The 25254-nt window shown below is 71.6% G+C and carries 12 protein-coding genes; 9 read left to right on the forward strand and 3 right to left on the reverse strand.

Annotated elements, in window-relative coordinates; translation table 11 throughout:
* On the forward strand, positions 1-3662 hold a 3662-nt coding region (locus ACODT0_RS35295; RefSeq protein WP_489043374.1), incomplete at its 5' end, for an autotransporter outer membrane beta-barrel domain-containing protein.
* A 6-nt stretch (positions 3663-3668) separates the two neighbouring features.
* Here the strand turns inward: ACODT0_RS35295 and ACODT0_RS35300 are convergent.
* Positions 3669-4520: a nucleotidyltransferase gene (locus tag ACODT0_RS35300; protein WP_489043375.1), complete on the reverse strand. Its 852-nt coding sequence runs from the start codon at positions 4518-4520 to the stop codon at positions 3669-3671.
* Between the two features lie 133 nt (positions 4521-4653).
* Between ACODT0_RS35300 and ACODT0_RS35305 the strand changes: the two genes are divergently transcribed.
* Positions 4654-5430, forward strand: a complete 777-nt coding sequence (locus ACODT0_RS35305) for a metallophosphoesterase family protein (RefSeq protein ID WP_057597394.1) — start codon at positions 4654-4656, stop codon at positions 5428-5430.
* Between the two features lie 18 nt (positions 5431-5448).
* Here ACODT0_RS35305 and ACODT0_RS35310 read toward each other — a convergent pair whose 3' ends face one another.
* Positions 5449-6180 carry a GntR family transcriptional regulator gene (locus tag ACODT0_RS35310; protein WP_209542800.1) on the reverse strand — a complete coding sequence of 244 codons (732 nt, stop codon included), beginning with the start codon at positions 6178-6180 and terminating at the stop codon, positions 5449-5451.
* 93 nt (positions 6181-6273) lie between these two features.
* On the opposite strand from ACODT0_RS35310, the gene ACODT0_RS35315 reads away from it, so the two are divergent.
* From ACODT0_RS35315 to ACODT0_RS35325, 3 genes are read left to right on the forward strand one after another with little or no spacing between them, the layout of a single operon-like run.
* Entirely contained in the window at positions 6274-7650 is a 1377-nt protein-coding gene (locus ACODT0_RS35315; RefSeq protein WP_489043376.1) for a class-II fumarase/aspartase family protein, read from the forward strand.
* Between the two features lie 24 nt (positions 7651-7674).
* Positions 7675-9030 (forward strand): cation:dicarboxylate symporter family transporter, encoded by a 1356-nt coding sequence (locus ACODT0_RS35320; RefSeq protein WP_489043377.1) that lies wholly within the window; start codon positions 7675-7677, stop codon positions 9028-9030.
* Between the two features lie 22 nt (positions 9031-9052).
* Complete coding sequence (locus ACODT0_RS35325) at positions 9053-10486, forward strand: class II fumarate hydratase (RefSeq protein ID WP_489043378.1); 1434 nt, start codon at positions 9053-9055, stop codon at positions 10484-10486.
* Here ACODT0_RS35325 and ACODT0_RS35330 read toward each other — a convergent pair.
* Complete coding sequence (locus ACODT0_RS35330) at positions 10452-11156, reverse strand: glutathione binding-like protein (protein ID WP_489043379.1); 705 nt, start codon at positions 11154-11156, stop codon at positions 10452-10454. The genes ACODT0_RS35325 and ACODT0_RS35330 overlap by 35 nt on opposite strands.
* Positions 11157-11370: 214 nt before the next feature.
* Here ACODT0_RS35330 and ACODT0_RS35335 point away from each other — a divergent pair, with 214 nt between their 5' ends.
* The 4 genes from ACODT0_RS35335 (at position 11371) to ACODT0_RS35350 (ending at position 25197) form a co-directional block, all read left to right on the forward strand.
* Entirely contained in the window at positions 11371-12099 is a 729-nt protein-coding gene (locus tag ACODT0_RS35335; RefSeq protein ID WP_489043380.1) for a secretin and TonB N-terminal domain-containing protein, read from the forward strand.
* Positions 12096-12608, forward strand: a complete 513-nt coding sequence (locus tag ACODT0_RS35340; RefSeq protein ID WP_057597401.1) for an RNA polymerase sigma factor — start codon at positions 12096-12098, stop codon at positions 12606-12608. Before ACODT0_RS35335 ends, ACODT0_RS35340 begins: the two co-directional genes overlap by 4 nt.
* A gap of 87 nt (positions 12609-12695) precedes the next feature.
* On the forward strand, positions 12696-13691 hold the full coding sequence (locus ACODT0_RS35345) for a FecR family protein (RefSeq protein WP_489043381.1): 996 nt from the start codon (positions 12696-12698) through the stop codon (positions 13689-13691).
* Between the two features lie 193 nt (positions 13692-13884).
* Positions 13885-25197 (forward strand): filamentous hemagglutinin family protein, encoded by an 11313-nt coding sequence (locus ACODT0_RS35350; protein WP_489043382.1) that lies wholly within the window; start codon positions 13885-13887, stop codon positions 25195-25197.
* Positions 25198-25254 lie beyond the last annotated feature (57 nt).

Here is a 25254-nt window from a genome sequence, read left to right on the forward strand (position 1 = left end):
GCGGCATCGTCAACGACGCCGAGGTCGTGTTCGACCAGGCCAAGACCGGCAGCTACGCGGGCACGATGAGCGGCACGGGCAAGCTGCGCAAGATCGGTGCAGGCACGCTGACGCTGACCAGCGCCAACAGCTATGCAGGCGGCACCTTCGTCGACGCCGGCACGCTGGCCACCGATGTGACCGGAGCGCTGGGCAGCGGCGCGGCCAGCGTGGCCTCGGGCGCCACGCTGCAGTTCGGCGGCAAGGCCGAACTCGGCAGCCTGTCGGTTGCGAACAGCGGCACGGTGCGCCTGCAAGGCAACGCCAGCGCGGGCAGCGCCAGCCTCGTCAATGCTTCGGGAGCCGTGCTGGCTTTCGCGGACGACGCCACGGCCGACAAGGCCACGGTGAGCAACGCGGCCGGCGCGCAGGTGCGCATCGACCAGGCCACGACGGGCGTGAGCATCGGCACCCTCGATGGCGCGGGCGACATTGCACTTGGTGCGAAGGCGCTCACGCTCGGCGGGTTGAATGGCAACGCGACCTTGTCGGGAACGATCGATGGCAATGGCGGTTCGATCGTCAAGGTGGGCAGCGGCACGCTGACGCTCACGGGCGCGAACACCTATACCGGCGGCACCACCGTGGGCGCGGGCACGTTGAGTGTGAACAACAAGAGCGGCAGTGCGACCGGCACGGGCGCGGTGCAGGTGCAATCGGGCGCGACGCTCGCTGGCAGCGGCAGCATCGCGGGCGCGGTCACTATCGACAAGGGCGGCATCCTCGCGGCGGGCAACAGCCCCGGCACGCTGACCTTAGGAGCACTGACCCTAGCCGGCGGCTCCACGCTGAACTACGAACTGGGTCAAGCCGGTGTTCCCGGCGGCGCGTTGAACGATTTGATCAACGTCACCGGCAACCTGAACCTCGACGGCACGCTGAACATCGCGCAGTCGGCAGGCGGCAGCTTCGGCCCGGGCCTCTATAGGCTCATGAGCTACGGCGGCAGCTTCACCGACAACGGCCTGGACATCGGCACGGTGCCGGGCTCCGCGAAGGTGGCGGACCTGCAGGTGCAGACCTCGGTGGCGAACCAGGTCAACCTGGTGAACAAGGCTGGGCTGTCGCTGAACTTCTGGGATGGCGGCGACAGCACCAAGTACAACGACGGCCAGATCGCCGGCGGCTCGGGCACCTGGCGCGTGGGCAACCCGCAGCCCTCGATGGATGCCTGGACCGACATGGACGGCAAGGTCAACGCCAACTGGGCGCAGGGCCAGTTCGCGGTGTTCGGCGGCAAGGCTGGAACCGTGACGGTGGATGCGGCTGGCGGCGCGGTGCGCATCGCCGGTGCGCAGTTCGCCACCGATGGCTATGTGGTGCAGGGCGATGGCATCGTGGTGGACAACGCCAACTCGGTGATCCGCGTGGGCGATGGGACGGCCGCGGGTGCGACGATGACCGCGACCCTCAATGTGGCGCTCAGCGGCACGGGCGGGATCTCGAAGGAGGACGCGGGCCGGCTGATCCTCAGCGGCACCAACACCTACACCGGCGGCACCACCGTCAAGGGCGGCGTGCTGCAGGGCAGTGCGACGAGCCTGCAGGGCAATATCGTCAACAACGCCGAAGTCGCCTTCGACCAGGGCAAGACGGCTGGGACCTATGCGGGTGTGATGAGCGGCACGGGCAAGCTGCGCAAGATCGGCACGGGCACGCTGACCTTGAGCAGTGCCAACAGCTACAGCGGCGGCACGCTGGTGGATGCGGGTACGCTCGCCACCGAAGTGACAGGCGCACTCGGCAGCGGCGCGGCAAGCATTGCATCGGGCGCGACGCTGCAGTTCGGCGGCAAGGCCGACTCGGGCAAGCTCGCGATCGCCAACGCGGGCACCTTGAGCCTGCAGGACACCGCGAGCGCTGCAAGCGCCACGGTGACCAATGCAGCGGGCGGCCAGGTGCGCATCGATCTGACGACCACCGGCACGAGCATTGGCTCGCTCGGTGGTGCGGGCGATGTGGTGCTCGGCACCAAGGCGCTGACCGCCGGTGCGCTCGGCACCGACAACACGATCTCGGGCGCCATCACCGGCACGACGGGCTCGCTCGTCAAGGTCGGCGCAGGCACGCTCACGCTCGCAGGCACCGCGACCTACAGCGGCGAGACCCGTATCGCAGCAGGCACCCTGAAGGCAGGCGCAACCAACGCCTTTAGCGCTGCATCGAGCGCTGTGGTTGCCAGCGGCGCCACGCTCGACCTCGGCGGCTTCAGCCAGAAGATGGCCGGCCTGACCAACGCCGGCACCGTCTCCCTGCTGGGCACCGTCCCAGGCACGACGCTCACCTTGACCGGCCCCTACGTCGGCAACAACGGCGTGCTGCGCCTGGGCGCGAAGCTCGACAACCCCGGCATCGCCGACCGCCTGGTGCTCGACGGTGCATCGGCCAGCGCGAGCGGCAAGACGACGGTGCAGGTCACCAACCTCGGCGGCCTGGGCGCCCGCACCAGCGGCGCGGGCATCGAGCTGATCAGCGCGAAAAACGGCGCGACCACCACCGCGCAGACCAGCAAAGACGCCTTCGTGCTCTCGGGCGGCCGAGTCGACGCCGGCGCCTACGAGTACCGTCTGTACGCAGGCGATGCGGGCGGCGAGGGCGAGAACTGGTACCTGCGCACCGAAGCAGAACCGGGTGCCTCGCTGCCGACCTACCGCGCCGAAGCCTCGCTGTTCGCCGCGCTGCCGAACCAGCTGCGCCAGAGCAACCTGGCCATGCTCTCGAGCCTGAGCCAGCGCATCGGCGACGACGACGTGCGCGGCAGCGGCGGCGCGAGCCAGAGCGTGGACGGCAGCAACCGCCGGGCCTGGGGCCGTCTGATCTCCACCGACATGGACATCCGCCAGGGCGGCACCGTGTCGCCGCATGCCGAGGGCCGCGTGAGCGGGCTGCAGGCGGGCACCGACCTGTGGGCCAATGCGAACTGGCGCGCGGGTATCTACGTGGGCCAGCTCGAAGGCGATACGCGTGTCAGCGGCTTCAGCAGCGGACTCCTGAACGGCGCCGCGGGCCGCAACGACCTGCGCAGCCAGTACCTGGGCCTGTACGGCACCTTCACGAGCGACGACGGCTTCTATGCCGACACGGTGCTGCAGGCGGGCCGCCATCGCTACACGGTGCAGCCGCAGCTGAGCGCGGGCGTGACGGGCAAGGGCAACAGCTTCCTGGCCTCGATCGAGGTCGGCAAGGCCTTCGCGCTGGGCACCGGTGGCTGGTCGGTGGAGCCGCAGCTGCAGCTGATCCATCAGCGCCTGCGCCTGGACGACGTGGCGATCCCCGGCGCGCTGGTGCAGCAGGATGCCGACAGCAGCTGGACCGCACGCGCGGGCGTGCGCATCAAGGGCAGCTTCGCGACCGGGGCGGGCACCTTGCAGCCGTATGCGCGCCTGAACGTCTATCGCAGCTCGAAGGGCAACGACGTCGCGCGCTTCGTGAACCCGGCGGCGATCACGCCGGTGGGCGCGCCGATCGGCGGCACGAGCACCGAGCTGGCGGCAGGCTTCACGCTGGCGGTAAGCCAGCGCACGAGCCTGTACGGTGAGCTCGGCAAGCAGTGGGCTTCGGGCGGCGTCGCTCGCGTGGGCAGCTCGGTCAATGCGGGGGTGGGCGTTCGCGTGAAGTGGTGAGATCGCTCAGTCCAGGGGTTTCCCGCCCTGGGCCTCGGCCCGCGCGGGAATCGCCTCGGTCCACACCGCGATGTCCTCGGGCGTCATCGTGCTCGCGGGCGTGAGGCGTCCGTCGACATAGCCGAGCCGCTCGATGTCGTGCAGGAACTGCTCGCGCGAGAGCAGGGTGCCGGCGCACACGTTGTCCCCCGGGGCCGCCGTCGCGCGCAGCTCGCCGACGAGGCGGCTCATCAGCAGCGTCATCACCCAGCCGGGCACGTGGTCGCGCTCGGCGGGATAGATGTAGCCGAACAGCGTGAGGTGCGCGAGCAGCACGCGCCAGTGCGCGCCGAAGCGCTCGAGCAACCCGGGCCAGTCGAGCCGCTGCGCGTTGACCTGCAGCAGGTGCGCGATGTCGCCGCCGTCGTAGCGCTCGCGCTCCATGATGAAGGCCTTCGACACCAGGCAGTCCTCCACGTTGGCGACGCACACGGAAACGCCGAGCACGTCGGCGCGGCAGTTGCCGAGGAACCAGCGCGCGTCCACGGGCATGAGGCCGTTGCCCGAATTGAAGATCAGGTCGATGAACTCCTGGCCGTCGTAGACCTTGCCGAGCCAATGCGGAAAAGTCATCTCGGTGCGCCAGCCATGCGCGAGCGCGACCTGCGCGATGCGCTCGTAGTCCTCGCGGCGGATGAAGAGGTCGAGGTCCTTGGTCGAGCGGCGGATGCCGGTGTAGCAGGCCTGCGCGAACGCGCCACCGACGAGGAACGGAACGCCGGCCTCGTCGAGCGCACGCAGCGCGCGCCGGTAGAAATCGGCCACCCGCGGCTCGACTTCGTCTTCGAGCGAGGGCGCGAGCATGGTGGAGGGCGTCATGCACGCAGTGAATGCCGCCGCGCCGACGGCAGGGCAGGGGCAAAGGACCCCATCGAATGTCAGACGGGCGCCTACAAGCGCAGCGGGATGAGGCCGATGACGGCGCCCGGCGGCGGGGCGCACGGTGCATTGCATGCCTACCCCCAAATCATCCACCCACGTCCGTTTCGCCGCCGTCGGCGACATCCATGTGCAGAAGGACTCCGCGGGTTCGCTGCGCGACTTCTTCGCGCAGGCCGCCGACGAGGCCGACGCGCTGCTGCTGTGCGGCGACCTGACCGACTACGGCACCGCCGAAGAGGCCCGGGTGCTGGCCGAGGAACTCGGCGGCCTCTCGATTCCCATCGTCGCCGTGCTGGGCAACCACGACTTCGAGTCGGGCACGCCCGAGGTGGTGAACGAGGCGCTGACGCGGATCGGCGTGCGCATGCTCGACGGCTCGGCCTGCGAGATCGAGGGCGTGGGCATCGCGGGCGTCAAGGGCTTCGCGGGCGGCTTCGGCCGCGCCTCGCTCGGCGCCTGGGGCGAGCCCGCGATCAAGATGTTCGTGCAGGAGGCGCTCAACGAGGCGATGAAGCTCGAGTCGGCGCTGGCCAAGCTGCGCACCCGGCGCCGCATCGCGATGCTGCACTACGCGCCGATCGTGGGCACGGTGCAGGGCGAGCCGAGCGAGATCTTCGCCTTCCTCGGCAGCAGCCGGCTCGAGGAGCCGCTGCTGCGCTACCCGATCGATGCCGTGTTCCACGGCCATGCGCACCGCGGCACGCTCGAGGGCCGCACCATCAACGGCACGCCGGTCTACAACGTCGCCAAGCCGCTGCTGCAGCGCAGCCGGCCCGACGTGCCGCCGTTCCATCTCTACGAAGTGCCGCGCGAGCCTGCCTCGGAACCCGAGCTGGCCGCGCACTGAGCCGCCGAGGACGCGGGCTCAACCCTTCGCTCGTTGCAGCCGCGTGGTGATGAAGAAGCGCTCGCCCGGGTGCGTGGCGACCGAGCTCACGAGCACCTCGCCCTCGGCATCGAGGTAGCGCCGCAGGATCTGCAAGGTCGCGCTGCCGGGCTCGATGCGCAGCTTGCGTGCCATCGCCGCCGAGGCATCGACCGCGCGCACCTGCTGCACGATCTCGGCCACGCGCAGGCCGTAGTGCTGCTCGAGCAGCGCGCTGACCAGCGTGTCGGGCGCGGCGCGCACCAACGCCTCGAGCGCGGCGTACTGGGTGTCGACGTAGATGTCGGTCCAGCCCAGCGGCAGGCCCTGCGGGCCTTCCTCCATGCGCAGGCTCGAGATGCGCAGCCAGCGCGTGCCTTCCTCGCAACCGAGCAGGCGCGACAGCGCGGCATTGCTCGCGATGGTGTCGATCTCGGGCGCCAGGCGCAGGTGGGCGGCGCCGTACTGCATGAGGTCCTCCACCGAGGCCAGCGACTGCTGGAAGCCCATGCGCGCCACCGTCGATTCCACGCGCGTGCCCACGTTCTTGCGCCGCGACACCAGGCCCGCGTCCTGCAGCTCCTGCAGCGCCATGCGCACCGTGTGGCGGCTGATCCCGTAGTGATCGCGCAGCTCAAGTTCGGTCGGCAGCAGCGAGCCCAGCGGGAAGCGTCCCGAGGCGATGCCTTCCTTCAGTTCCTGGGCGATGTCGGTGAAGCGCGGCTTGTTCATGGTGGTCCCGATTTTGACCTAAGGGTAAACCCTATTCATTCATATGTCCGGACATATTAAATTAAATATGTCCGAACATATCAAGGCCCGTCCATGTCCTCTGCCTCCCTTCCGATGGCCAGCACCGTCGTCGATTCGATCCTTTTCCGCGATGCCTTCGGCACGGCGGCTATGCGCGCGCTGTTCTCCGACGTGGCGCTGATCCAGCGCTACATCGACGCCGAGATCGCGCTGGCGCGCGCCGAGGCGAAGGTGGGCGTGATCCCGGCCGACGCGGCCGAGGTCATCGCGCGCGAGTCGCGCATCGAGCGCATCGACTTCGACCACATGCGCCACGAGACCGACATCGTGGGCTACCCGATCCTGCCGCTGGTGCACCAGCTGGTGGCCATGTGCGGCGAGGCGGGCCGCTACGTGCACTGGGGCGCGACCACGCAGGACATCATGGACACGGCCGTCGCGCTGCAGGTGCGCGACGCGCTCGACCTGGTCGACGCCGAGATCCGCGACCTGCGCGGCATCCTGGCCGATCTGGCGCGCAAGCACCGCGACACGCCGATGGCCGGGCGCACGCACCTGCAGCAGGCGCTGCCCGTGACCTTCGGCTACAAGGTCGCGATCTGGCTCGCCATGTTCGACCGCCACCAGCAGCGCCTGGCCGAGCTGCGCCCGCGCGTGGCCGTGGTCGAGTTCGCGGGCGCGGCCGGCACGCTGGCCTCGCTGGGCGACAAGGGCTTCGAGGTGCAGGCGGCGATGGCCGAGGAACTCAAGCTCGGCGTGCCCGCGACCACCTGGCACGTGGCGCGCGACGGCTTCGCCGAGGCGGTGAACCTGCTGGCGCTGGTCACCGGCTCGCTCGGCAAGATCGCGCTCGACATCATGATCATGGCCTCGACCGAGTTCGCCGAGGTCTACGAGCCCTTCGTCAAGGGACGCGGCGCGAGCAGCACCATGCCGCAGAAGCGCAACCCGATCTCGAGCGAGCTGATGCTCGCGGCCTCTAAGGCGGTGCGCCAGCACGCGGGCCTGATGGTCGATGCGATGGTGCAGGACTTCGAGCGCGCCACCGGCCCCTGGCATGCCGAGTGGATCGCGATCCCCGAGAGCTTCATCCTCACGGCCGGCGCGCTGCACCAGGCCAAGTTTGCGCTCGGCGGACTGATCGTCGACGAGGCGCGCATGAAGCACAACCTGGGCATCAGCCGCGGCCTGATCGTGGCCGAGGCCGTGATGATGGGCATGGCGCCGCACATCGGCCGCCAGCAGGCGCACGATGTGGTCTACGACGCCTGCCGCACCGTCAACGAGAAGGGCGGCACGCTGGCCGAGGCGCTGGCCGCGCTGCCCGAGGTCACGGCGCATTTCGACCGCGCGGCCATCGATCGCCTGACCGATCCCGCCAACTACCTGGGCCTCGCGCCCCGGATGGTGGACCGCGCGCTGGCGCTGTCCGCGCAGGTCCGGGGCTGAGCCCGGGCACCCAAGGAGACAACCATGCTCAACGATTCCACCCTGGTCGCACCGCCGAAGAAGCAGCCCTGGTACCGCCGGCTCGGCATGCAGGTGCTGGTCGCGCTGCTGCTGGGCATCGCGGTCGGCTTCCTGTTCCCGAAGTTCGCGGGGCAGCTCAAGCTGCTCGGCGACATGTTCCTCTCGCTCATCAAGGCGGGCGTGGCGCCGCTGGTGTTCCTCACCATCGTGCACGGCATCGCCTCGGCCGGCGACGTGCGCAGCGCGGGGCGCGTGGGCTGGCGCTCGCTGGTGTACTTCGAGGTGATCTCGACCATCGCGCTGGTCATCGGCCTGCTCGCGGGCAACCTGCTGCAGACCGGCAAGGGCATGACCTCGGTGGCCGGCGCGGCCGCGGCACCGGCGGTGAAGGCCGCCGCGCCGCAGGGCTTCCTCGAGTTCATGGCCCACATCGTGCCCGACAACTTCGTCGGCGCTTTCGCCAAGGGCGAGCTGCTGCAGGTGGTGGTGCTGGCGGTGATGGTGGGCATCGGCATCCTCGCGATCCCCGAGAGCCGGCGCGAGAAGATCAACGGTGGGCTCGACATCATCTCGGAGGTGCTGTTCTCCTTCATCAACCTGGTGATGAAGCTCGCGCCCATCGGCACCTTCGGCGCGGTGGCCTACTCGGTGGGCAGCAACGGCTCGGCGGTGCTGGTGGCGCTGGCGCAGCTGGTGCTGAGCTTCTATGCGGTGATCGTGCTGTTCATCGCGGTGGTGCTGGGGCTGGTCGCGAAGTTCGCGGGCTTCAGCCTGTGGCGCTTCCTGCGCTACATCAAGGACGAGATCCTGATCGTGCTGGGCACCGCCTCCTCGGAAAGCGCGCTGCCGCGCCTGCTCGTGAAGCTCGAGCGCCTGGGCTGCGCCAAGCAGACCGTGGGCCTGGTGCTGCCCACGGGCTATGCCTTCAACCTCGACGGCACCTCGATCTTCATGGCCATGGGCGTGATGTTCATCGCGCATGCCTACGGCGTGCCGCTCACGCTCGACCACCAGATCGGCATCCTGCTGCTGATGCTGCTGACCTCGAAGGGCGCGGCCACGGTCTCGGGCGGCTCGTTCGTGGTGTTCGCGGCCACCGTCACCTCGACCGGGCTGCTGCCGGTCGAAGGCCTGGCGGTGATCTTCGGCGTCTACCGCTTCCTGTCGATGGCCATCTCGACCTGCAACGTGATCGGCAACAGCGTGGCCACCGTGGTGGTCGCCAAGTGGTCGGGCACCTTCGATGCGCAGCAGGCCGAGCGCCACCTCTATCCCGAGCGCTACCCCGACACCGCGCGCGCGGACCAGGACCTCGACGACGGCGTGGCGCCCGTCGAAGCGCATGCCGCGCGGGCTTGATGCCATGAGTGCCGTGACTGCGATGACCGCCACGACCGCCATGCGCATCGAACGCGACGCCTTCGGTCCGGTCGAGATTCCGGCCGACCGCTACTGGGGCGCGCAGACCCAGCGCGCGCTGGGGGTCTTCGAGATCGGCGAGGAGCGTTTTCCGGCCTGCCTGATCCACGCCTTCGGCCTGCAGAAGATAGCCGCGGCGCGCGCCAACGTGCGCTGTGGCGCGCTCGACGCGGCCCAGGCGGCGCCGATCGTCGAGGCCGCGGCCGAGCTGCGCGACGGCCGCTTCGACGACCACTTTCCGCTCACCGTGTGGCAGACGGGCTCGGGCACGCAGACCAACATGAACGCGAACGAGGTCATCGCCAACCGCGCGAACGAACTGCTGGGGCAGCCGCTGGGCACCAAATCGCCGGTGCATCCGAACGACCACGTGAACGCCTCGCAGTCCTCGAACGACAGCTTTCCGACCGTGATGCACATCGCGACCGCGCTCGAGCTGCGCGAGCGCCTGCGGCCCGCGCTGCAGCTGCTGCGCCAGCGCCTGCAGGAGCGCGGCGAAGCCTTCGCGGACGTGCTCAAGATCGCGCGCACCCACCTGATGGACGCGGTGCCGATGACGCTGGGGCAGAGCTTCGATGCCTTCGCGCGCCAGGTCGGCCACGGCATCGACCGCATCGACGCCACCTTCGCGCGCCTGCAACTGCTGGCCCAGGGCGGCACCGCGGCGGGCACCGGGCTCAATGCGCCGCCGGGTTTCGACGCCGCCTTCTGCGAGGAGCTGGGCGCGCTCTGCGGCATCGCCTTCGCGCCCAATCCCAGCAAGTTCGAGGGCATGGCCTCGCACGACGCGCTGGTGGAGGTGTCGGGCGCGCTCAACGTGCTCGCGGCCTCGCTCGTGAAGATGGCCAACGACCTGCGGCTCTTGGGCTCGGGCCCGCGCTGCGGCCTGGGCGAGCTGCGCATTCCGGACGACGGGCTCACGAGCTCGATCATGCCGGGCAAGCGCAACCCGACCATCGCGGAGGTGGTGGTGCAGGCCGGGCTGCAGGCCATGGGCAACCACCTCACCATCACCATGGCGGGCGCCTCGGGCAGCTTCGAGCTCAACGTGGCCAAGCCGCTGATCATCCAGAACCTGCTGCAGTCGATCCGCGTGCTGGCCGATGCCTCGCGCGTGTTCGCCGAGCGGCTGGTGAAGGACATCGAGCCCGAGCGCGAGCGGCTCGCGGCGAACGTCGACAACGCGCTGCTGGCCGTGACGGCGCTGAACCCGGTGCTGGGCTACGACCGCGTGGCGAGCATCACGCGCGAGGCGCTCGCGCGCGGCATCGCGCCGCGCGCGGCGGCCATCGCGCTGGGACTGATCGACGGCGACGCATACGACCGGCTCGTCGACCCGGCGGCGATGGCGGGAGCCGGCCTCAGGCGGCCTTCGGAATCGTCAGCCCCGCGATGACGGCGGGCCGCGCCACGAAGCGCTCGAGCACGCGCGCCACGTTCGGGAAGCTGTCGAAGCCGACCAGCTCGCGCGCCTCGTAGAAGCCGATCAGGTTGCGAATCCACGGGAAGCTCGCGATGTCGGCGATGCTGTAGTCGTCGCCCATGATCCATTCGCGGCCGGCCAGGTGCTTGTCGAGCACGCCGAGCAGGCGCTTCGATTCGGCCACGTAGCGGTCGCGCGGGCGCTTGTCCTCGAACTCCTTGCCGGCGAATTTGTGGAAGAAGCCGAGCTGGCCGAACATCGGGCCGATGCCGCCCATCTGGAACATCACCCACTGCAGGGTCTCGTAGCGCTTCGCGGGGTCGGCGCTCAGCAGCTTGCCGGTCTTCTCGGCCAGGTAGAACAGGATCGCGCCCGACTCGAACAGCGGCAGCGGCTGTCCGCCCGGGCCGTCGGGATCGATGATCGCGGGAATCTTGTTGTTGGGATTCAGCGAGAGGAAGGCTTCCGACATCTGGTCGTTGCTGCCGAAGCTCACGAGGTGCGGCTCGTAGGGCAGGCCGATCTCCTCCAGCATGATCGAGACCTTCACGCCGTTGGGCGTGGGCAGCGAGTAGAGCTGCAGCCGCTCGGGGTGCCGGGCGGGCCACTTCTGGGTGATCGGGAAGTCGGCGAGGGAGGTCATGGCGAGGGCCTTTCTTGCTTGGAATACGGGAAGAGGGCGCTTCGGCCCGGCGGCCGGCCCCTCGGGGCGAGCCGGCGATATTGCCCGATCCGCGCCTGCGCTGCCGGGCGGCAGGAATGCTTTGGTGTAGCACCGACGTCATATTCGGGCGCCACGATGGCGGGCTTCCAGAATGGCGCACCCATCTTGCCGGCCCGATTCGTCTCCTCGCAGGGTGCGCCCGCTCGCCGCCCGAGGGCAGCGCCATGCCCTGGCGCTGTCGCTGCTGTGCGGGTTCTGGCTGCCCGCGTGGGCCGCGACCGTCGATGGCGACGCGGCGCGCGTGGATGACGCGGCCGCCCTGCCCGAGGCCGCCGCGAGCGGCGTCGATTTCGACATCGCGGCGCAGCCCCTGGCCGCGGCGCTGCAGCGCTATGCCATGCAGTCGGGCCGCCCGACGCTGTTCGACAGCGCGGCAGTGAGCGGTCGCACCTCGGCCGCCGTGCGCGGCCATCACGCCCCCGAAACCGCGCTGCGCCTGCTGCTCGAAGGCACGGGCCTGGCCGCCGAACGCACGCGCGACGGGCCGGCCGATGCCTTCGTGCTGAGGCCGGTCGATGCGCGCGCGCTGGCGGCGCGCCAGCCAGCGGAGGGCGTGGACACCGACTACGGCGCCTGGGTGCAGGCACGCGTCTGGCAGGCCCTGTGCGCCGATGCGCGCACCGCGCCTGGCGACTACCGCACCCTGCTGCGCTTCGAGGTGGATGCGGCGGGCGCGCTGCAGAAGCCGCGTCTCCTGACCTCGACCGGCAATGCGCGCCGCGACGCGGCGGTGCGCGAGGCCCTGCAGCGCGTGCGCGTGGGCCGCGCACCGCCGCCCGCGATGGCGCAGCCGCTGACCCTGGTGCTGCTGCCGCGCGACCCCGCCGACCCCGACGCGCCGCGCTGCGGGAACCGGCCATGACCGAGGATGCGCGCCCGATCCTGTCGGACTACCTGTCGCGGCACTACGCCAGCCTCAAGCGGCGCGTGACGCGGCTTTTGGGCAACGGCGACCTGGCCGGCGACGCGCTGCAGGACACCTGGCTGCGGCTGCAGAGCCGCGAGGAAGAAGACGCGATCCAGAGCCCGGGCAGCTATCTGGTGCGCGTGGCCGTCAACATCGCGATGGACATCCAGCGCCGCCAGAGCCGCTCGCTGTCGATCGACGAGGTGCAGTCGCTGATGGAGCTGTCGGACCCGGCGCCGGGCCCGGCGCGCACCGCCGAACTGCGCTCCGAGGTGACGAGCCTGCTCCAACTGATCGACCGCATGCCCGAGCGCCGCCGCACGATCCTGATGCTGGTGCGCTGGGAAGGGCTGCCGCAGAAGGAGGTGGCGGCGCGGCTGGGACTCTCGGTGCGCGTGGTCGAGCACGAACTCAAGCGCGCCCACGACTTCCTCGATGCGCGGATGAACCATGACAAAAAATAGTTGGGGGTTTGGCGTGTCGCCGTTCGTCTGGATGGGTGAAGCACTTTTCCATCGTTTCCGCGGCGCACCCTTGGCCCGCATGAAGCCATGAGGGCATCGGCCGACGACCGCGACACATCGGGCGACGCGCTGCCGGCGCAGGCGCGCGTCTGGCTGCGCCTGCTCGCTTCGGGCGAGGTCAAGGCCTCGGACGCCGAGGCCTTCCAGCGCTGGCTCCATACCAGCGAGGCGCATCGCGCGGCCTTCCAGGAGGTCAAGCAGCGCTGGGCGGCGCTGCGGCCCGTGAGCGGCGAGTACCTGCGCACCCGCCCGGCGGCGGCCGCGGCGCACGAGCGCGCGCGGCAGGGCCGGAGCTTCGGGCGTCGCGCCTTTCTCGGCGCTGCCGTGAGCGCCGCCGCGGTGGCCGGCGTGGCGGTGGTGGCCTATCCGTCGGGCGGGCTCTGGCCCGCGGCGGGCGAGGACGTGGCCGACGAGCGCACCGGTGTCGGTGAGCAGCGCACGCTGGCGCTGGCCTCGCGGGTGCAGGTGACGCTCAACACCCAGACCCGGATCCGTCGCGAGCGTGTCGCGGGACAGTTCACCGGCATCGACCTGCTGTCGGGCGAGGCCGCGATCGACCTGCTGGCCGAGGGCGGCCCGTTCGGCGTGGTGGCCGGCGCCGGGCGCAGCCTCGCGCACGAGGGGCGCTTCGAGGTGCGGCACCTCGACGGCAAGGTCTGCGTGACCTGCATCGAGGGCGCGCTGCGCATCGAGCATCCGGCCGGCGTGCGCGCGCTGCAGGCCGGCCAGCAGGCGGTGTACGACGCGCGCTCGCTCAGCGGCATCGCGCGCGTCGCGCTCGACAAGGTGTCGGCCTGGCGGCGCGGCGAGCTGGTGTTCGACCAGGCGCGGCTGGCCGAGGTGCTGGCCGAGATCGATCGCTACCGCGCGGGCCGCGTGCTGCTGGTGAACGCCGCCGCGGGCGAGAAGCGCGTCAGCGGCCGCTTCCGATTGGCCTCGCTCGATTCGGCGCTGGCGCAGCTCGAGCACACCTTCGGCCTGCGCGCGCGATCGCTGCCCGGCGGGCTGCTGCTGCTGAGCTGAAACAGCGGCCCAAAAAAAGTTGGGGGTTTGCGCGCGGCCCGTTCGTCTTAGCGCACCGGAAATTCAGCGCGCCGCCCCCGGTGCGCGGAACTCCACGACCTCCACTTTCGGGCAAGCACTTCTCATGAGCACACGCGGATCCCTGGGCGCAAGCACCCCATCGACCAACCAGCCGGCCCGGAGGCGCTTTCGCATGGCACCGATCGCGCGCGCCATTGCCGTGACGCTGGTCGCCAATGGCGCGCTCGCCGATGCGCAGGCGCAGCGCGCCTTCAGCGGCGCCTGGTTCGCCAACAAGACCACCGTGCAGGGCGCGGCCGCGGCCACAGGCCGGCTGCCCAACGGCATGCCCGCGTCGATGCTGACGAACCCCGCCGGACAGCAGCGCGCCAGCGACGAGCTGCGGCGCTCGATCGGCAACCTCGACATGGCGGCGCGCACCATCGCCGCCCAGCAGGCGGCGCAGGCGGCCGCGCGCCAGGCGGCGCAGAACGACGGCACCGACATCCCCGAGGGCCTCGCGCCCGGCGGGCTCGCGGTCGACACCAACAGCCTCACCGCAGGCTGGCTCAACGCCAATGCGCCGGTGCAGACGGCCGCGGGCGGACGCACCCAGGTCGACATCAAGCAGACGGCGGACAAGGCGATCCTCAACTGGGAGAGCTTCAACGTGGGCCGCAACACCACGGTGCGCTTCGACCAGGCCGGCGGTGCGTTGCCCGACGGCAGCAATGCATGGATCGCGCTGAACCGCATCAACGACCCGAGCGGCCGGCCGAGCCAGATCGCGGGCCGGATCAAGGCCGACGGCTCGGTCTACCTGATCAACCGCAACGGCATCGTCTTCAACGGCACCAGCCAGGTCAACACGCGCTCGCTGGTCGCCTCGAGCCTCGCGCTGTCGGACCAGCAGTTCAAGCTCGGCATCAACAACCCGCAGAAGTTCGACGGCCAGGGCAACGACTTCGCGATCCCTCAGTTCGGCCTGTTCACCGCGATCAAGCCCGATGTCTACGGCCCCTCGGGCTTCGTACCCGGCGAGGGCGGCGCGCCCGACCGCATGGGCGGCGTGGACCGCTTCGATCCCGGCGCGGCGCCGGGCGAGGTGCGCGTGGACGCCGGCGCGCGGCTGGCGGTCGAGTCGGGCGGCAAGGTCATGCTGTTCGCGCCCAAGGTGCGCAACGCGGGCCACATCACGGCGCCCGACGGCCAGGTGATCCTGGCGGCCGGCGAGAACGTCTACCTCAAGACGCCCTCGACCCAGGACCCGAACGCGCCGCGCGGCCTCGACGTGGCGGTGTCGGCCGTGCCGGGCTGGGCCTTCACCGGCGGCCAGGTGCAGGGCGCGCTGAAGCTGGTGCCGGTGTATGGCGACGCGAACTTCGTCAACAGCCTGCGCGACGTGGTGATGCCCGAGATGGCCGCGCGCGCCAAGTCCGTGGGCTACGAGGTGGTGAACACCGGCACCGTGCAGTCCGACCGCGGCAACATCACGCTGCAGGCGCAGGACGTGCGGCAGTCGGGCGTGCTGGCCGCGACCACCGCGCTCAACAACCGCAGCGGCTCGATCCTGCTGCGCGCCTGGGGCCTGGGCACGCACATGTACTCGGACGGCGTCGACGATCTGGTCAACTGGTCGGCCGGCACGCTCACGCTGGGCGAGGGCAGTCTCGCGCAGGTGCTGCCCGATGCGGGCGACCGCAGCGAGATCGAGGCCTCGGCGCTCGCCACGCGCTACCAGCCGGGCCGCGTGGCCCTGTACGGCCAGCTGATCGACGTGCGGCCGAAGGCGGGCGTGTTGGTGCCCGCGGGCACCATCGCGGCCGAGTCGGCGGTCAACCCGATGTTCACGCAACTGCCGTATTTCAAGCCCGGCAGCCTCGGCGATGCCAGCCGCATCTACATCGACAGCGATGCCTTCCTGAGCGTGGCCGGGCTGCAGGGCATGCAGGTCGACATGTCGCGCAACTTCGTCGAGGCCGAGCTGCGCATCAACGAGCTGCGCGATTCGCCGCTGCTGCTCGACTCCTGGCTGCGCGGCAAGAAGGTGATCGTCGATCGGCGCGCCAACGGCATGTTCGACGCCGGCCCGATGACGGGCGTGCAATGGGTGACCGGGCCCGACGGCAAGACGCTGGTGCCGGGCGCCTGGGTCGGCACGCCGCTGGCCGACGTGTCGGGCTGGGTCGGCGTGGGCAAGACCGACCTGGCCGAGCTGTCGGCAAGCGCGGGCAGCATCAACCTGCGCGCGGGCGGCGCGGTGATCACGCGCGCGGGCTCGGTGCTCGACGTGTCGGGCGGCTCGGTGCGCTATTCCGACGGCATGAACACCGCGACCAAGCTCATGGGCGCCGATGGCCGCGTGCACACGATGGATAAGGCCCTGCCCGACATCACCTACACCGGCATCGCGGGCGAGTACGCGAGCGAGCACGCGCGCTGGGGCGTGAAGGAGAGCTGGCGCTCGCCGCTGATCGGCGCCAACTACAAGGAAGCCGGCTACACAGAAGGTCGCAAGGCCGGCGACCTGCGCATCTACGCGGGCGACGCGATGGTGCTCGAGGGCGACATGCTCGGCGGCGTGGTGGCGGGCGACCGGCCGCAGGCCAAGGCCGCGGCCAGCCTCGGCGGCCGCCTCGAGCTCGGCGAGAACACGCCCGACGGCCGGCCCTGGTCGCCGGGCACCATCATCGTGAGCCACGATCCGAAGCGGCTGGCCAAGGACTTCGGCGCGCTCACCACGCTCGGCGACGATTTCTACGTGCAACTCAAGCCCGACGAGCAGGGCTCGCGCAAGCTGAGCTTCCTGTCGGACGACATGCTCAGCCGTTCGGGCATGGGCAGCATCGTGCTCAACACCATCAACGGCGACTTCGAACTCGCGGCCGGCGCGGCGCTGCAGCTCTCGCCGGGCGCCTCGCTGACGGTGGCGGGCACCGAGGGCTCGACCCGGGACATCCGCATCTTCGGCCAGATCCGCGCGCCGGGCGGGCGCATCGGGCTGTCGTCGAGCAACGGCGCGCTCGAGATCGGCGCGCAGGGCCGGCTCGATGCCAGCGGCCAGTGGCTCAACACCTGGCGCGAAGGCCCGGCCAGCGGTGCCTGGGCCATCGACGGCGGCGCGATCTCGCTCGGCGTGGCGAAGATCGCGGCCGACCCGGCGGCGGTCTTCGACGTCTCGGGCGGCGGCCGTGTCGACGTCGCGAAGAACGGCCTGCCCACGCTGCGCGTGGGCGACGCGGGGTCGATCACGCTGGTGGGCGTGACGCCCGAGCTCGACCTGGGCGCGCTCAACCTGCGCGCCTTCGCGGCCGGTTCGGCGGGCAGCCTGGTGCTCGACGTGCTGTCGCCGGTGCAGATCGGCGGCAGCGCCGCCACCGATGCCGAGACCGGCAAGCCGCTCGTGACGCTGCTGCCGCCCACGCTCTACGGCGAGCGCGGCTTCGGCCGCGTCACGGTCGCGGTGCGCGGCGAGGGCGGCATCGCGGTGCCCGAGGGCGTGACGGTGTCGCAGCAGGCCGTGAGCCTCGATCTCTCGAACTTCGACTGGCGCCAGCTGCCCGGCGGCGCCAGCCTGGCCGAGGCCGCGCCCATCGGCGTGCTGCGGCCCGAGGAGCGCGCGGCGCGCAAGAACGCGGCGCTGTCGCTGGGCACCGCCAACGGTCCGATCTCGGTCGGGGCGGGTGCGGTGGTGCGCACCGACATCGGCGGCAGCCTGTCGCTCGGCGCCGGTGGCCAACTCGGCACGGTCGACGTGGCCGGGCGCCTCGACGCGCCGGCCGGCGGCATCTCGCTGTCGGGCGGACAGGTCACGCTGCGCTCCGGCGGCGAACTGCTGGCGCGCGGCGTGCCGCTGATCTCCACCGACAGCCGCAGCCGCCAGGTGGGGGAGGTGCGCGACGGCGGCACGGTCGACATCCAGGCCGGCGAGGTGCGGCTCGAGCGGGACGCGCTGATCGACGTGTCGGGCGCCACCGGCGAGATCGACGGCGTGGCCGACACCGGCCGCAACGGCACGCAGCTGCCGAAGCCGACGCCGAAGATCCGGCTCGACAGCGACGGCGGCCTGATCCAGGTCAAGGGCCAGGGCCTGATCGAGAGCACGCTGGTGGGCCACGCGGGCGGCCCCGGCGGTATCGGCGGACGCATCCGGATCAACATGGACGTGCCCGCCGCGCCCGGCGGTTCGCCGCTGGAGCGCCTGAGCCAGACGCTGCAGGACCCAGACTGCTTCGGCTTCTTCGTCGACGGCGCCTGCAACAACTGGCGCCAGGGCCTGGACTACGACTGGGCGCCGGGCCTGCGCAGCTTCGGCTACGAGGTCGAGGGCACGATGATCATTCCGTCGAGCCTGCTGCCGCGGCTCTCGGAGAGCAAGGAGCTGGTGCTGTCCGACCGCCTGCCGGCGCCCGGCCCGGTCGGGGCGCTCGATCCGGCGCAGTTCGGGCTGACGCCGGCCGCGCTCGACCTGTTCCGCGACGCCATGTTCGGCGGCGACCTGCTGCGCGAGATCATGCAGAAGCCGGGCCAGGCCTTTGCGCTGACGCTGCGCCCGCGGTCCTTCGCGAACGGCGGCTTCGCCGACCTCGCGCTGGTGAATTCCTCGCAGGGGCCGATCCGCCTCGACGACGCGCACATCAGGACGGGCCGGGCGATCTCGCTGCAGGGCCGGATCCTCGGACACGCCGGCACCTCGTCGTCGCTGAGCGCGCCGCACCTCACGCTGCTGACCGTGCCGGGGCCGGCCTCGGCCTCGCTCGTGGCCGAGGTGCCCGATGCCCAGGGCGAACTGAAGCTCGCGGGCCGGTTGATCGAGATCGTCTCGGGCAACGAGGCGGGCGTGTCGCCCGAAGGCACGGCGCGCATCGGCGGCTTCGGCCGTACGCGGCTCGAGGCCGGCGAGATCCGCATCGGCGGCGCGCTGCCCGAGCAGATCAACGACGACACCCGGTTGCAGCTGAACCTCGACGTCGACGGGCAACTGGTGCTCGCGGCCGGCCAGGTCTATCCGAGCACCGGCATGACCGGCGTGATCCGCGCCACCGGTTCGATCGCGGTCGAGCGGCTCGGCGAGCCTGGCGACGCGCCGCTGTCGGCCGGCGGCACCCTGCGCCTGGAGGCACCGACCATCGCGCAGAACGGCGTGCTGCGCGCGCCGCATGGCCAGATCGAACTGGCCGCGAGCGAGCGTCTCGCGCTGGGCGCCGACAGCCTGACCTCGGTGTCGGGCGCCGGCGTGGTCGTGCCCTATGGCACCCTGCTCAACGACGAGCACTGGCACGATCCCACCAAGGCGGTGGACGCGGCCAATCCCTCGGCCGGCTCGCTGGCCGCGCCGCCGGAGAAACGCATCACGCTGAAGTCGCCCGACGTGGCGCTGGCGCGCGGCGCGACCGTGGACATCGCGGGTGGCGGCGATCTCTATGCCTGGGAGTTCGTGCCCGGGCCGGGCGGCTCGTACGACGTGCTGAACCGGCCCGGCACCTACGCGATCCTGCCGGGCCAGACCGCCACCGCGCCGGCGAGCGCCGCCGAAGCGGGCCAGCGCGTGTGGCTCGCGGGCGGGCCGGGCCTGGCGGCCGGCTGGTACAACCTGCTGCCCGCGCGCTTCGCGCTCCTGCCCGGCGCCTTCGCGGTGCAGGCCACCGGCAAGGCCTGGGGCGGCGCGCTGGCGCCGGCCACGCTGGCCTCGGACGGCAGCCTGGTGATGCAGGGCCGCGGCGGCAATGCCTTGAGCGGCCAGCAGGACGCGCAGGCCTCGGCCTGGCGCGTGATGTCGGGCGGCACGCTGCGCAAGTACACCGAATACAACGAAGCCACGGCCAACGACTTCTTCTCGTCCGACGCCTTCAAGCTCACGCAGTACCGGCTGACCGGCCAGAACATCGTCACGCCGCGGCTGCCGCGCGACGGCGGCGCCGTGGTGTTCGATGCCGGCAAGCGGCTCACGCTCGACGGCACGCTGCGCTCGGCGCCCGATGCGGGCGGCCGCGGCGGGCTGGTCGACATCGCGGGCGGCAAGATCGCGATCGTCGGCGCCGGCCTGGACGCGGCCGGCCTGCAGGCCGACGGCTACCTCGTGATCGACTCGGCGAGCCTGTCGAACTTCGGCGCCGGCAGCCTGCTGGTGGGCGGCAAGCGCCAGGGCAATGCGCTCGGCCTCGAGATCGACGTGACGGCCACCGACATCGTGGTGCGCAACGGCGAGGGCTCCGAGCTCAGCGGCCCCGAGATCATCCTCGCGGCCAGCGAGCAGGTGGCGATCGAGGGCGGCAGCCGGGTGCGCGCCAAGGGCGCGGGCGGCCGCGGCTCGGGCAACCTGGTGATGAAGCCGAAGGCGCCGGCGGTCTACACCGATCCCGACGGCAACCTCGACGACAACGGCGACGGCGTGATCGACGCCAGGGACGCGGCCGACGACGTGCTCACCTCGCCGACGAAGGACTGGGGCGCGCTGGTGCGCCTGGCCACCGGCGACGCGGTGCAGGTGCTGCGCCAGAACGTGGACACCACGCGCGGCGGCCTGGTCACGATCGGCGCGGGCGCGCTGGTCGATGGCGGCGCCGCGCTGCTGATCGACGCGACGCGCACCACCGAGCTCGCGAGCTCGGCCCGGATCGCCGGCGCCGACCTGTCGGTGGCGGCCGGCCGCATCGGCTTCGGCGGCGGCACCGAGGGCATGGTGCTCGACAGCGGCGCGCTGGCGCAGCTCGCGAACTCGCAGCGCCTGACCCTGCGCAGCTATTCGGACTTCGACTTCTACCGTTCGCTCGATCTCGGCGCGGCCGGCCTGCGTTCGCTGACCTTCGACGGCGCCGCCTTCGTCGGCCGCGGCGCGGGCGACGTGACGATCCGCGGCGATGCGGTCACGCTGATCAACAGCGGCGGCGGCACCGGTGGCAGCGGCACCGGCAACGGCGCCTTCACGCTCGATGCCGGCACGCTGGTGCTGGGCGCGGGCCGCAAGGACTTCGCGGGCTTCGGCGCGGTCACGCTGGCGGGGCGCGACCAGATCGTCGGCGAGGGCGCGGGCGCGGTGGACACCGGCGCCGCGGCGCTGACCCTGGCCACGCCGCTCTTGACCGGCCGCGGCGGCGCGGCCCAGACCATCGCCACCCAGGGTGCGCTGCGCGTGACGGGCGGCGAGGCCGGCGCGGGCACGCCGACCGACCTGCAGGACAGCCTGGGCGCGCGCCTGAGCCTGAGCGGCAGGACCATCGACTTCGGCGGCCGCGCGGTCGCGCTCGGCGGCAGCATCGGCATGACGGCGACCGGCGGCCACCTGGTGGTGGGCGAGGGCGCCCGGATCGACGTGGGCGGCTTCGCCAAGCGCTTCTTCGACCTGGCCGAATACGCCGACGCGGGCCGCATCGACCTCGCGGCCGTGGGCGGCGACGTCCGGCTCGAGGCCGGCAGCCGGCTCGGCCTGGCGGCACACGCGGGCGGCGGCAGCGCCGGCACCCTGGGCCTGGCCGCGTCGAACGGCGGCACCGTGGTGCTCGACGGCACCATCGCCGCGCAGGCCGGCGCCGGCGGCAAGGCCGGCAGCTTCTCGCTCGACATCGAGGCGCTGCCCGACTTCGCGGGCTTCAGCCAGCGCCTGAACGACGCCGGCTTCAACCGCTCGCGCCAGTTCCGCATCCGCCAGGGCGACGTGGTGCTCGGCGGGCTCACGACGGTCGAGGACTTCGGCCTCGCCGCCGACCGCGGCAGCATCGACATCGCCGGCACCGTGGACGCGCGCTCGGCCTATGGCGGCACGATCCGCATCACCGGCGGCAACGGCGTGGCGATGCGCGAGGGCGCGAAGCTGCTGGCCGGCGCGACCGGCGAACTCGGCAGCGGCCGCGTCACGCTCGAGGCGGCCGGCGGCCGGCTCGAGCTGCGCGGCGGCCAGATCGACGTGGCGGGCAACGAGGGCGGCAAGGTGCGCCTGCGCGCGCGGCAGAACGCGGGCCACGACGAGATCGAGGTCGGCGCACTGAACGTCGCGGTCACGGGCGCGCGCTCGGCGGTGCTCGAGGGCACGAGCAGCTACGAGGCGCAGGACGGCACGGTCGATGCGGTCAAGGCCGAGGCGATCGCCGATGCGCGCCGCTTCAGCGCCGCCGCCGGCGCGATCGCCGGGCGCCTGGGCACCGGGCTCGCGGTCATGCCGGGCATCGAGATCCGCAGCGCCGGCGACCTCGCGCTCAACGGCGACTGGAACCTGTTCGCCGATCTGCCGGGCGCGCGCGACGGCACGCTGACCCTGCGCGCCGGCGGCAACCTGCTGATCAACGGCCACCTGAGCGACGGCTTCGACAAGGCGGACCGCGGCGGCGTGCTGCAGCCCGGTGCCTCGTGGAACCTGCGGCTGGTGGCCGGCGGCGACCTCGACTCGGCCAACGTGCTCGCGCTCAAGCCGCTGGCCGCGCAGGCCGAAGGCAAGGGCTCGGTCGTGATCGGCACCGCCAACACGGCGCAGCCCAGCGACAGCGATCCCGCACCCGACAACGGCGCCGGCAAGCTGGTGCGCACCGGCACCGGCGACCTCGAGCTGCGCGCGGGGCGCGACCTCACGCTGGCGCACAAGGAGTCGGCGATCTACACCGCGGGCCGCAAGGACACGACGGCGTGGAGCGACTTCACCACCGCCAACCCGAACGCGAGCTACGGCGTCGACGGTGGCCACCTCGACATCGGCGTGCAGGGCAGCATCGATGCCGCGCCCGCGGGGCAGCGCTTCACCGAGTGGCTCAACCGGCAAGGCACGCTGAACGCGCAGCGCTACTTCGGCCCGTACACCAACGGCGAGAACGCCGTGGGCCCCGACGGCGTGTATGGACCCGTGATCCATCCGACCGAGCAGTCGAGCTGGTGGATCGACTACGGCCGCTTCCAGCAGGGCGTGGGCGCGCTCGGCGGCGGCAACGTGACGGTGCATGCCGGCGGCGACCTGCGCAACCTGCTGGTCGCGCTGCCCACCAACATGCGCGTGCGCGGCGGGCTCTCGGCGGGCGAGGCGATGAGCGTCGAGATGCACAACGGCGGCGCGATGCAGGTCGAGGCCGGCGGCGCGATCCGTGGCGGCCAGTACTACGTGGCGCGCGGCGCGGGCGAGATTCGCGCGGGCGAGACCACGGTGGGCCGCACCGTGACCCTGAGCCGCGACGACAGCGTCGGCGGCATCACGCGCACCAGCTACGGCGTGGCGCCGGTGCTCGCGCTCGGCGATGCCACCCTGAGCCTGCGCACCGCGGGCGACCTGGTGCTGCAGACGGTGGTCGATCCGCTGCTGGTCACTTACGGCGAGGGCCTGCGCGCCGACGGGCAGCAGCTCAACTACGGCGCCTACATGAGCGGCTACACCGACCGCAGCGCGCTGAAGCTGGTCTCCACCGGCGGCGACATCCATTTCGTCAACCGCGACGAGTTCATCTTCCGCGACGTGCTGCTGCGCAGCTTCGACCGCGACACGCTGGTCGGCTTCGGCGGCAACCGCTATCCGGCGCGGCTGTCGGCGGTGGCGCTCAATGGCGGGCTGTCGATCGAGGGGCCGCTGTACGTGCTGCCGGGCACCACCAACGACGTCTCGCTGGCGGCGAAGAACGACATCCGCTTCGCCGCGCCGCTCGCGATGGCCTACGCCACGCCGGCGATGATGCCCTCGCCGACCATGCCCGCCGGTGCCGGTTCGCCCTTCAGCCAGATGAACATGGAGGACATGCTCGACAACATGATCAACTGGTCGGGCGCCTCCTTCATCAAGGACCCCTACCTGCGCAGCGTCAGCAATCCCTCCGTGCTGCCGCTGGCCGGCGACTACCAGCCCAGCCGCATCTATGCCGCGGAGGGTTCGATCTTCGGGCTCGACCTCAAGGCCAACGAGCAGACCTGGGTGCGCGCGGGCACCGACATCCGCGGCGTGCGCGTGGCGGGGCGCAACCTGCGCGCCTCCGACACCACCTTGCTGGAGGCGGGTAACGACATCCTGGCCACCGTGCGGGTGGCGGCGCTCGATCGCGACAACGGCACCGGCACCGGCCTGACCGGCAACATCGAGATGCAGGGCCCGGGCACGCTGACGCTGGCGGCCGGGCGCGACATCTACGCCGACAACCTGCAGGTGCGCACGCTGGCCAACCAGCGCTACGACCGCAACAACCGGCCGGTGCCCGATACCCAGGTCAACGGCCTGCCCGCGAACGGTGCGGCGATCACCGCCATGGCCGGGCTCAACGGCGCCGTGGGCTACGACGCCTTCGCCGCCGCCTACCTCGATCCGGCCCGCGTGGCCTCGATGCCGGACTACCTGAAGACCCGCGAGCCCGACGGCACGCAGGTGCCGATCTACCTGGTGGACCAGCTGGAGACGCGCCCTGGCGGGCAAGAGAAGACCGTGCGCCGCGGCCTTGTCTCGTACATGAAGGACATGACCGGCGAGACCCTCGCACCGCTCGATGCCTGGACCCGCTTCCAGGCCTTGCCCGGACCGGCGCGCCAGCAGTTCCTGCGCCAGGCCTTCCTGCTCGAGCTGCGCGAGGCGGGCCGCGACCAGAACGAGCCGGGCACGGGCGGCCTGCCGCGCAACGGCGGCTACAACCGCGGCTACGCGGCGATCGACACGCTGTTTCCGGGCAAGGACTGGAAGGGCGACGTGGCGGCCAACACCCTGATGCTGCGCACCATGGCCGGCGGCGACATCAACGTGCTCACGCCCGGCGGCGGATTGCAGGTGGCGGCGCTCGGTGCCACCGTGCCGGCCGGCTACGGCCTGGTCACGCTGGCCTCGGGCCACATCGACATCTTCGCCAAGGACGATGTCACGGTGAACCAGTCGCGCATCCTGTCCTTCGTGCCCGAGGTGACGAAGCAGGGCAGCGACCAGATCATCTGGTCCACGGTCGGCAACATCGACGCCGGCCGCGGCGCGAAGACCCTGCGCGTGCCCTCGGCGCCCGAGGTCGTCACCGACCTCGACGGCGTGACCGTGGTGCGCGAGAAGTCGGACATGAGCGGCAGCGGCATCGGCACCGTGGGCGACGGCGACGTCGACCTGGTCGCGCCCAGCGGCACCGTGAATGCCGGCGATGCCGGCCTGCGCGTGGCGGGCAATCTCAACATCGCCGCGCTGCAGGTGCTCAACGCCGACAACATCCAGGTCAAGGGCGAGACCAAGGGCCTGCCGGTGGTCGCGGCCGTGAACGTCGGCGCGCTGACCAATGCCAGCGCGGCCGCGGCCCAGGCCGCGGTGGCCGCCCAGGAGAGCCTGCAGCGCGACCGCGCCGCGGCGCGCCAGGCATTGCCCTCGGTGTTCACCGTGCGCGTGCTCGGCTTCGGCAACGAGCCGGCCGAAGGCGGCGGCCGCAACCCGCCGCCGCCCGCGGCCGGACGCGCGGGCGACAGCGCGGTGCGCTACGACCCCGCGAACCCCGTGCAGCTCGTGGGCAATGGCCGGCAGTTCGATGCCCGGCAGGTGGCCCGGCTGACCGACGAGGAACGCCGCGCCTTGCAGGGCCGGTAGGTCCCACGCCATCCGCTGCCAGCGTCCCGCCTCCCGTGAACCGGGGGCGGGGCGGCA

This window comes from Variovorax sp. FG153 (assembly GCF_057809595.1).

What these genes read in the sequence shown, in the direction of transcription:
- ACODT0_RS35300 (WP_489043375.1), bottom strand. Translation starts at nt 4,520, where the DNA reads ATGACGCCCTCCACCATGCTCGCGCCCTCGCTCGAAGACGAAGTCGAG.
- ACODT0_RS35330 (WP_489043379.1), bottom strand. Translation starts at nt 11,156, where the DNA reads ATGACCTCCCTCGCCGACTTCCCGATCACCCAGAAGTGGCCCGCCCGG.
- ACODT0_RS35310 (WP_209542800.1), bottom strand. Translation starts at nt 6,180, where the DNA reads ATGAACAAGCCGCGCTTCACCGACATCGCCCAGGAACTGAAGGAAGGC.
- ACODT0_RS35320 (WP_489043377.1), top strand. Translation starts at nt 7,675, where the DNA reads ATGCTCAACGATTCCACCCTGGTCGCACCGCCGAAGAAGCAGCCCTGG.
- ACODT0_RS35340 (WP_057597401.1), top strand. Translation starts at nt 12,096, where the DNA reads ATGACCGAGGATGCGCGCCCGATCCTGTCGGACTACCTGTCGCGGCAC.
- ACODT0_RS35325 (WP_489043378.1), top strand. Translation starts at nt 9,053, where the DNA reads ATGACCGCCACGACCGCCATGCGCATCGAACGCGACGCCTTCGGTCCG.
- ACODT0_RS35350 (WP_489043382.1), top strand. Translation starts at nt 13,885, where the DNA reads ATGGCACCGATCGCGCGCGCCATTGCCGTGACGCTGGTCGCCAATGGC.
- ACODT0_RS35315 (WP_489043376.1), top strand. Translation starts at nt 6,274, where the DNA reads ATGTCCTCTGCCTCCCTTCCGATGGCCAGCACCGTCGTCGATTCGATC.
- ACODT0_RS35305 (WP_057597394.1), top strand. Translation starts at nt 4,654, where the DNA reads ATGCCTACCCCCAAATCATCCACCCACGTCCGTTTCGCCGCCGTCGGC.
- ACODT0_RS35345 (WP_489043381.1), top strand. Translation starts at nt 12,696, where the DNA reads ATGAGGGCATCGGCCGACGACCGCGACACATCGGGCGACGCGCTGCCG.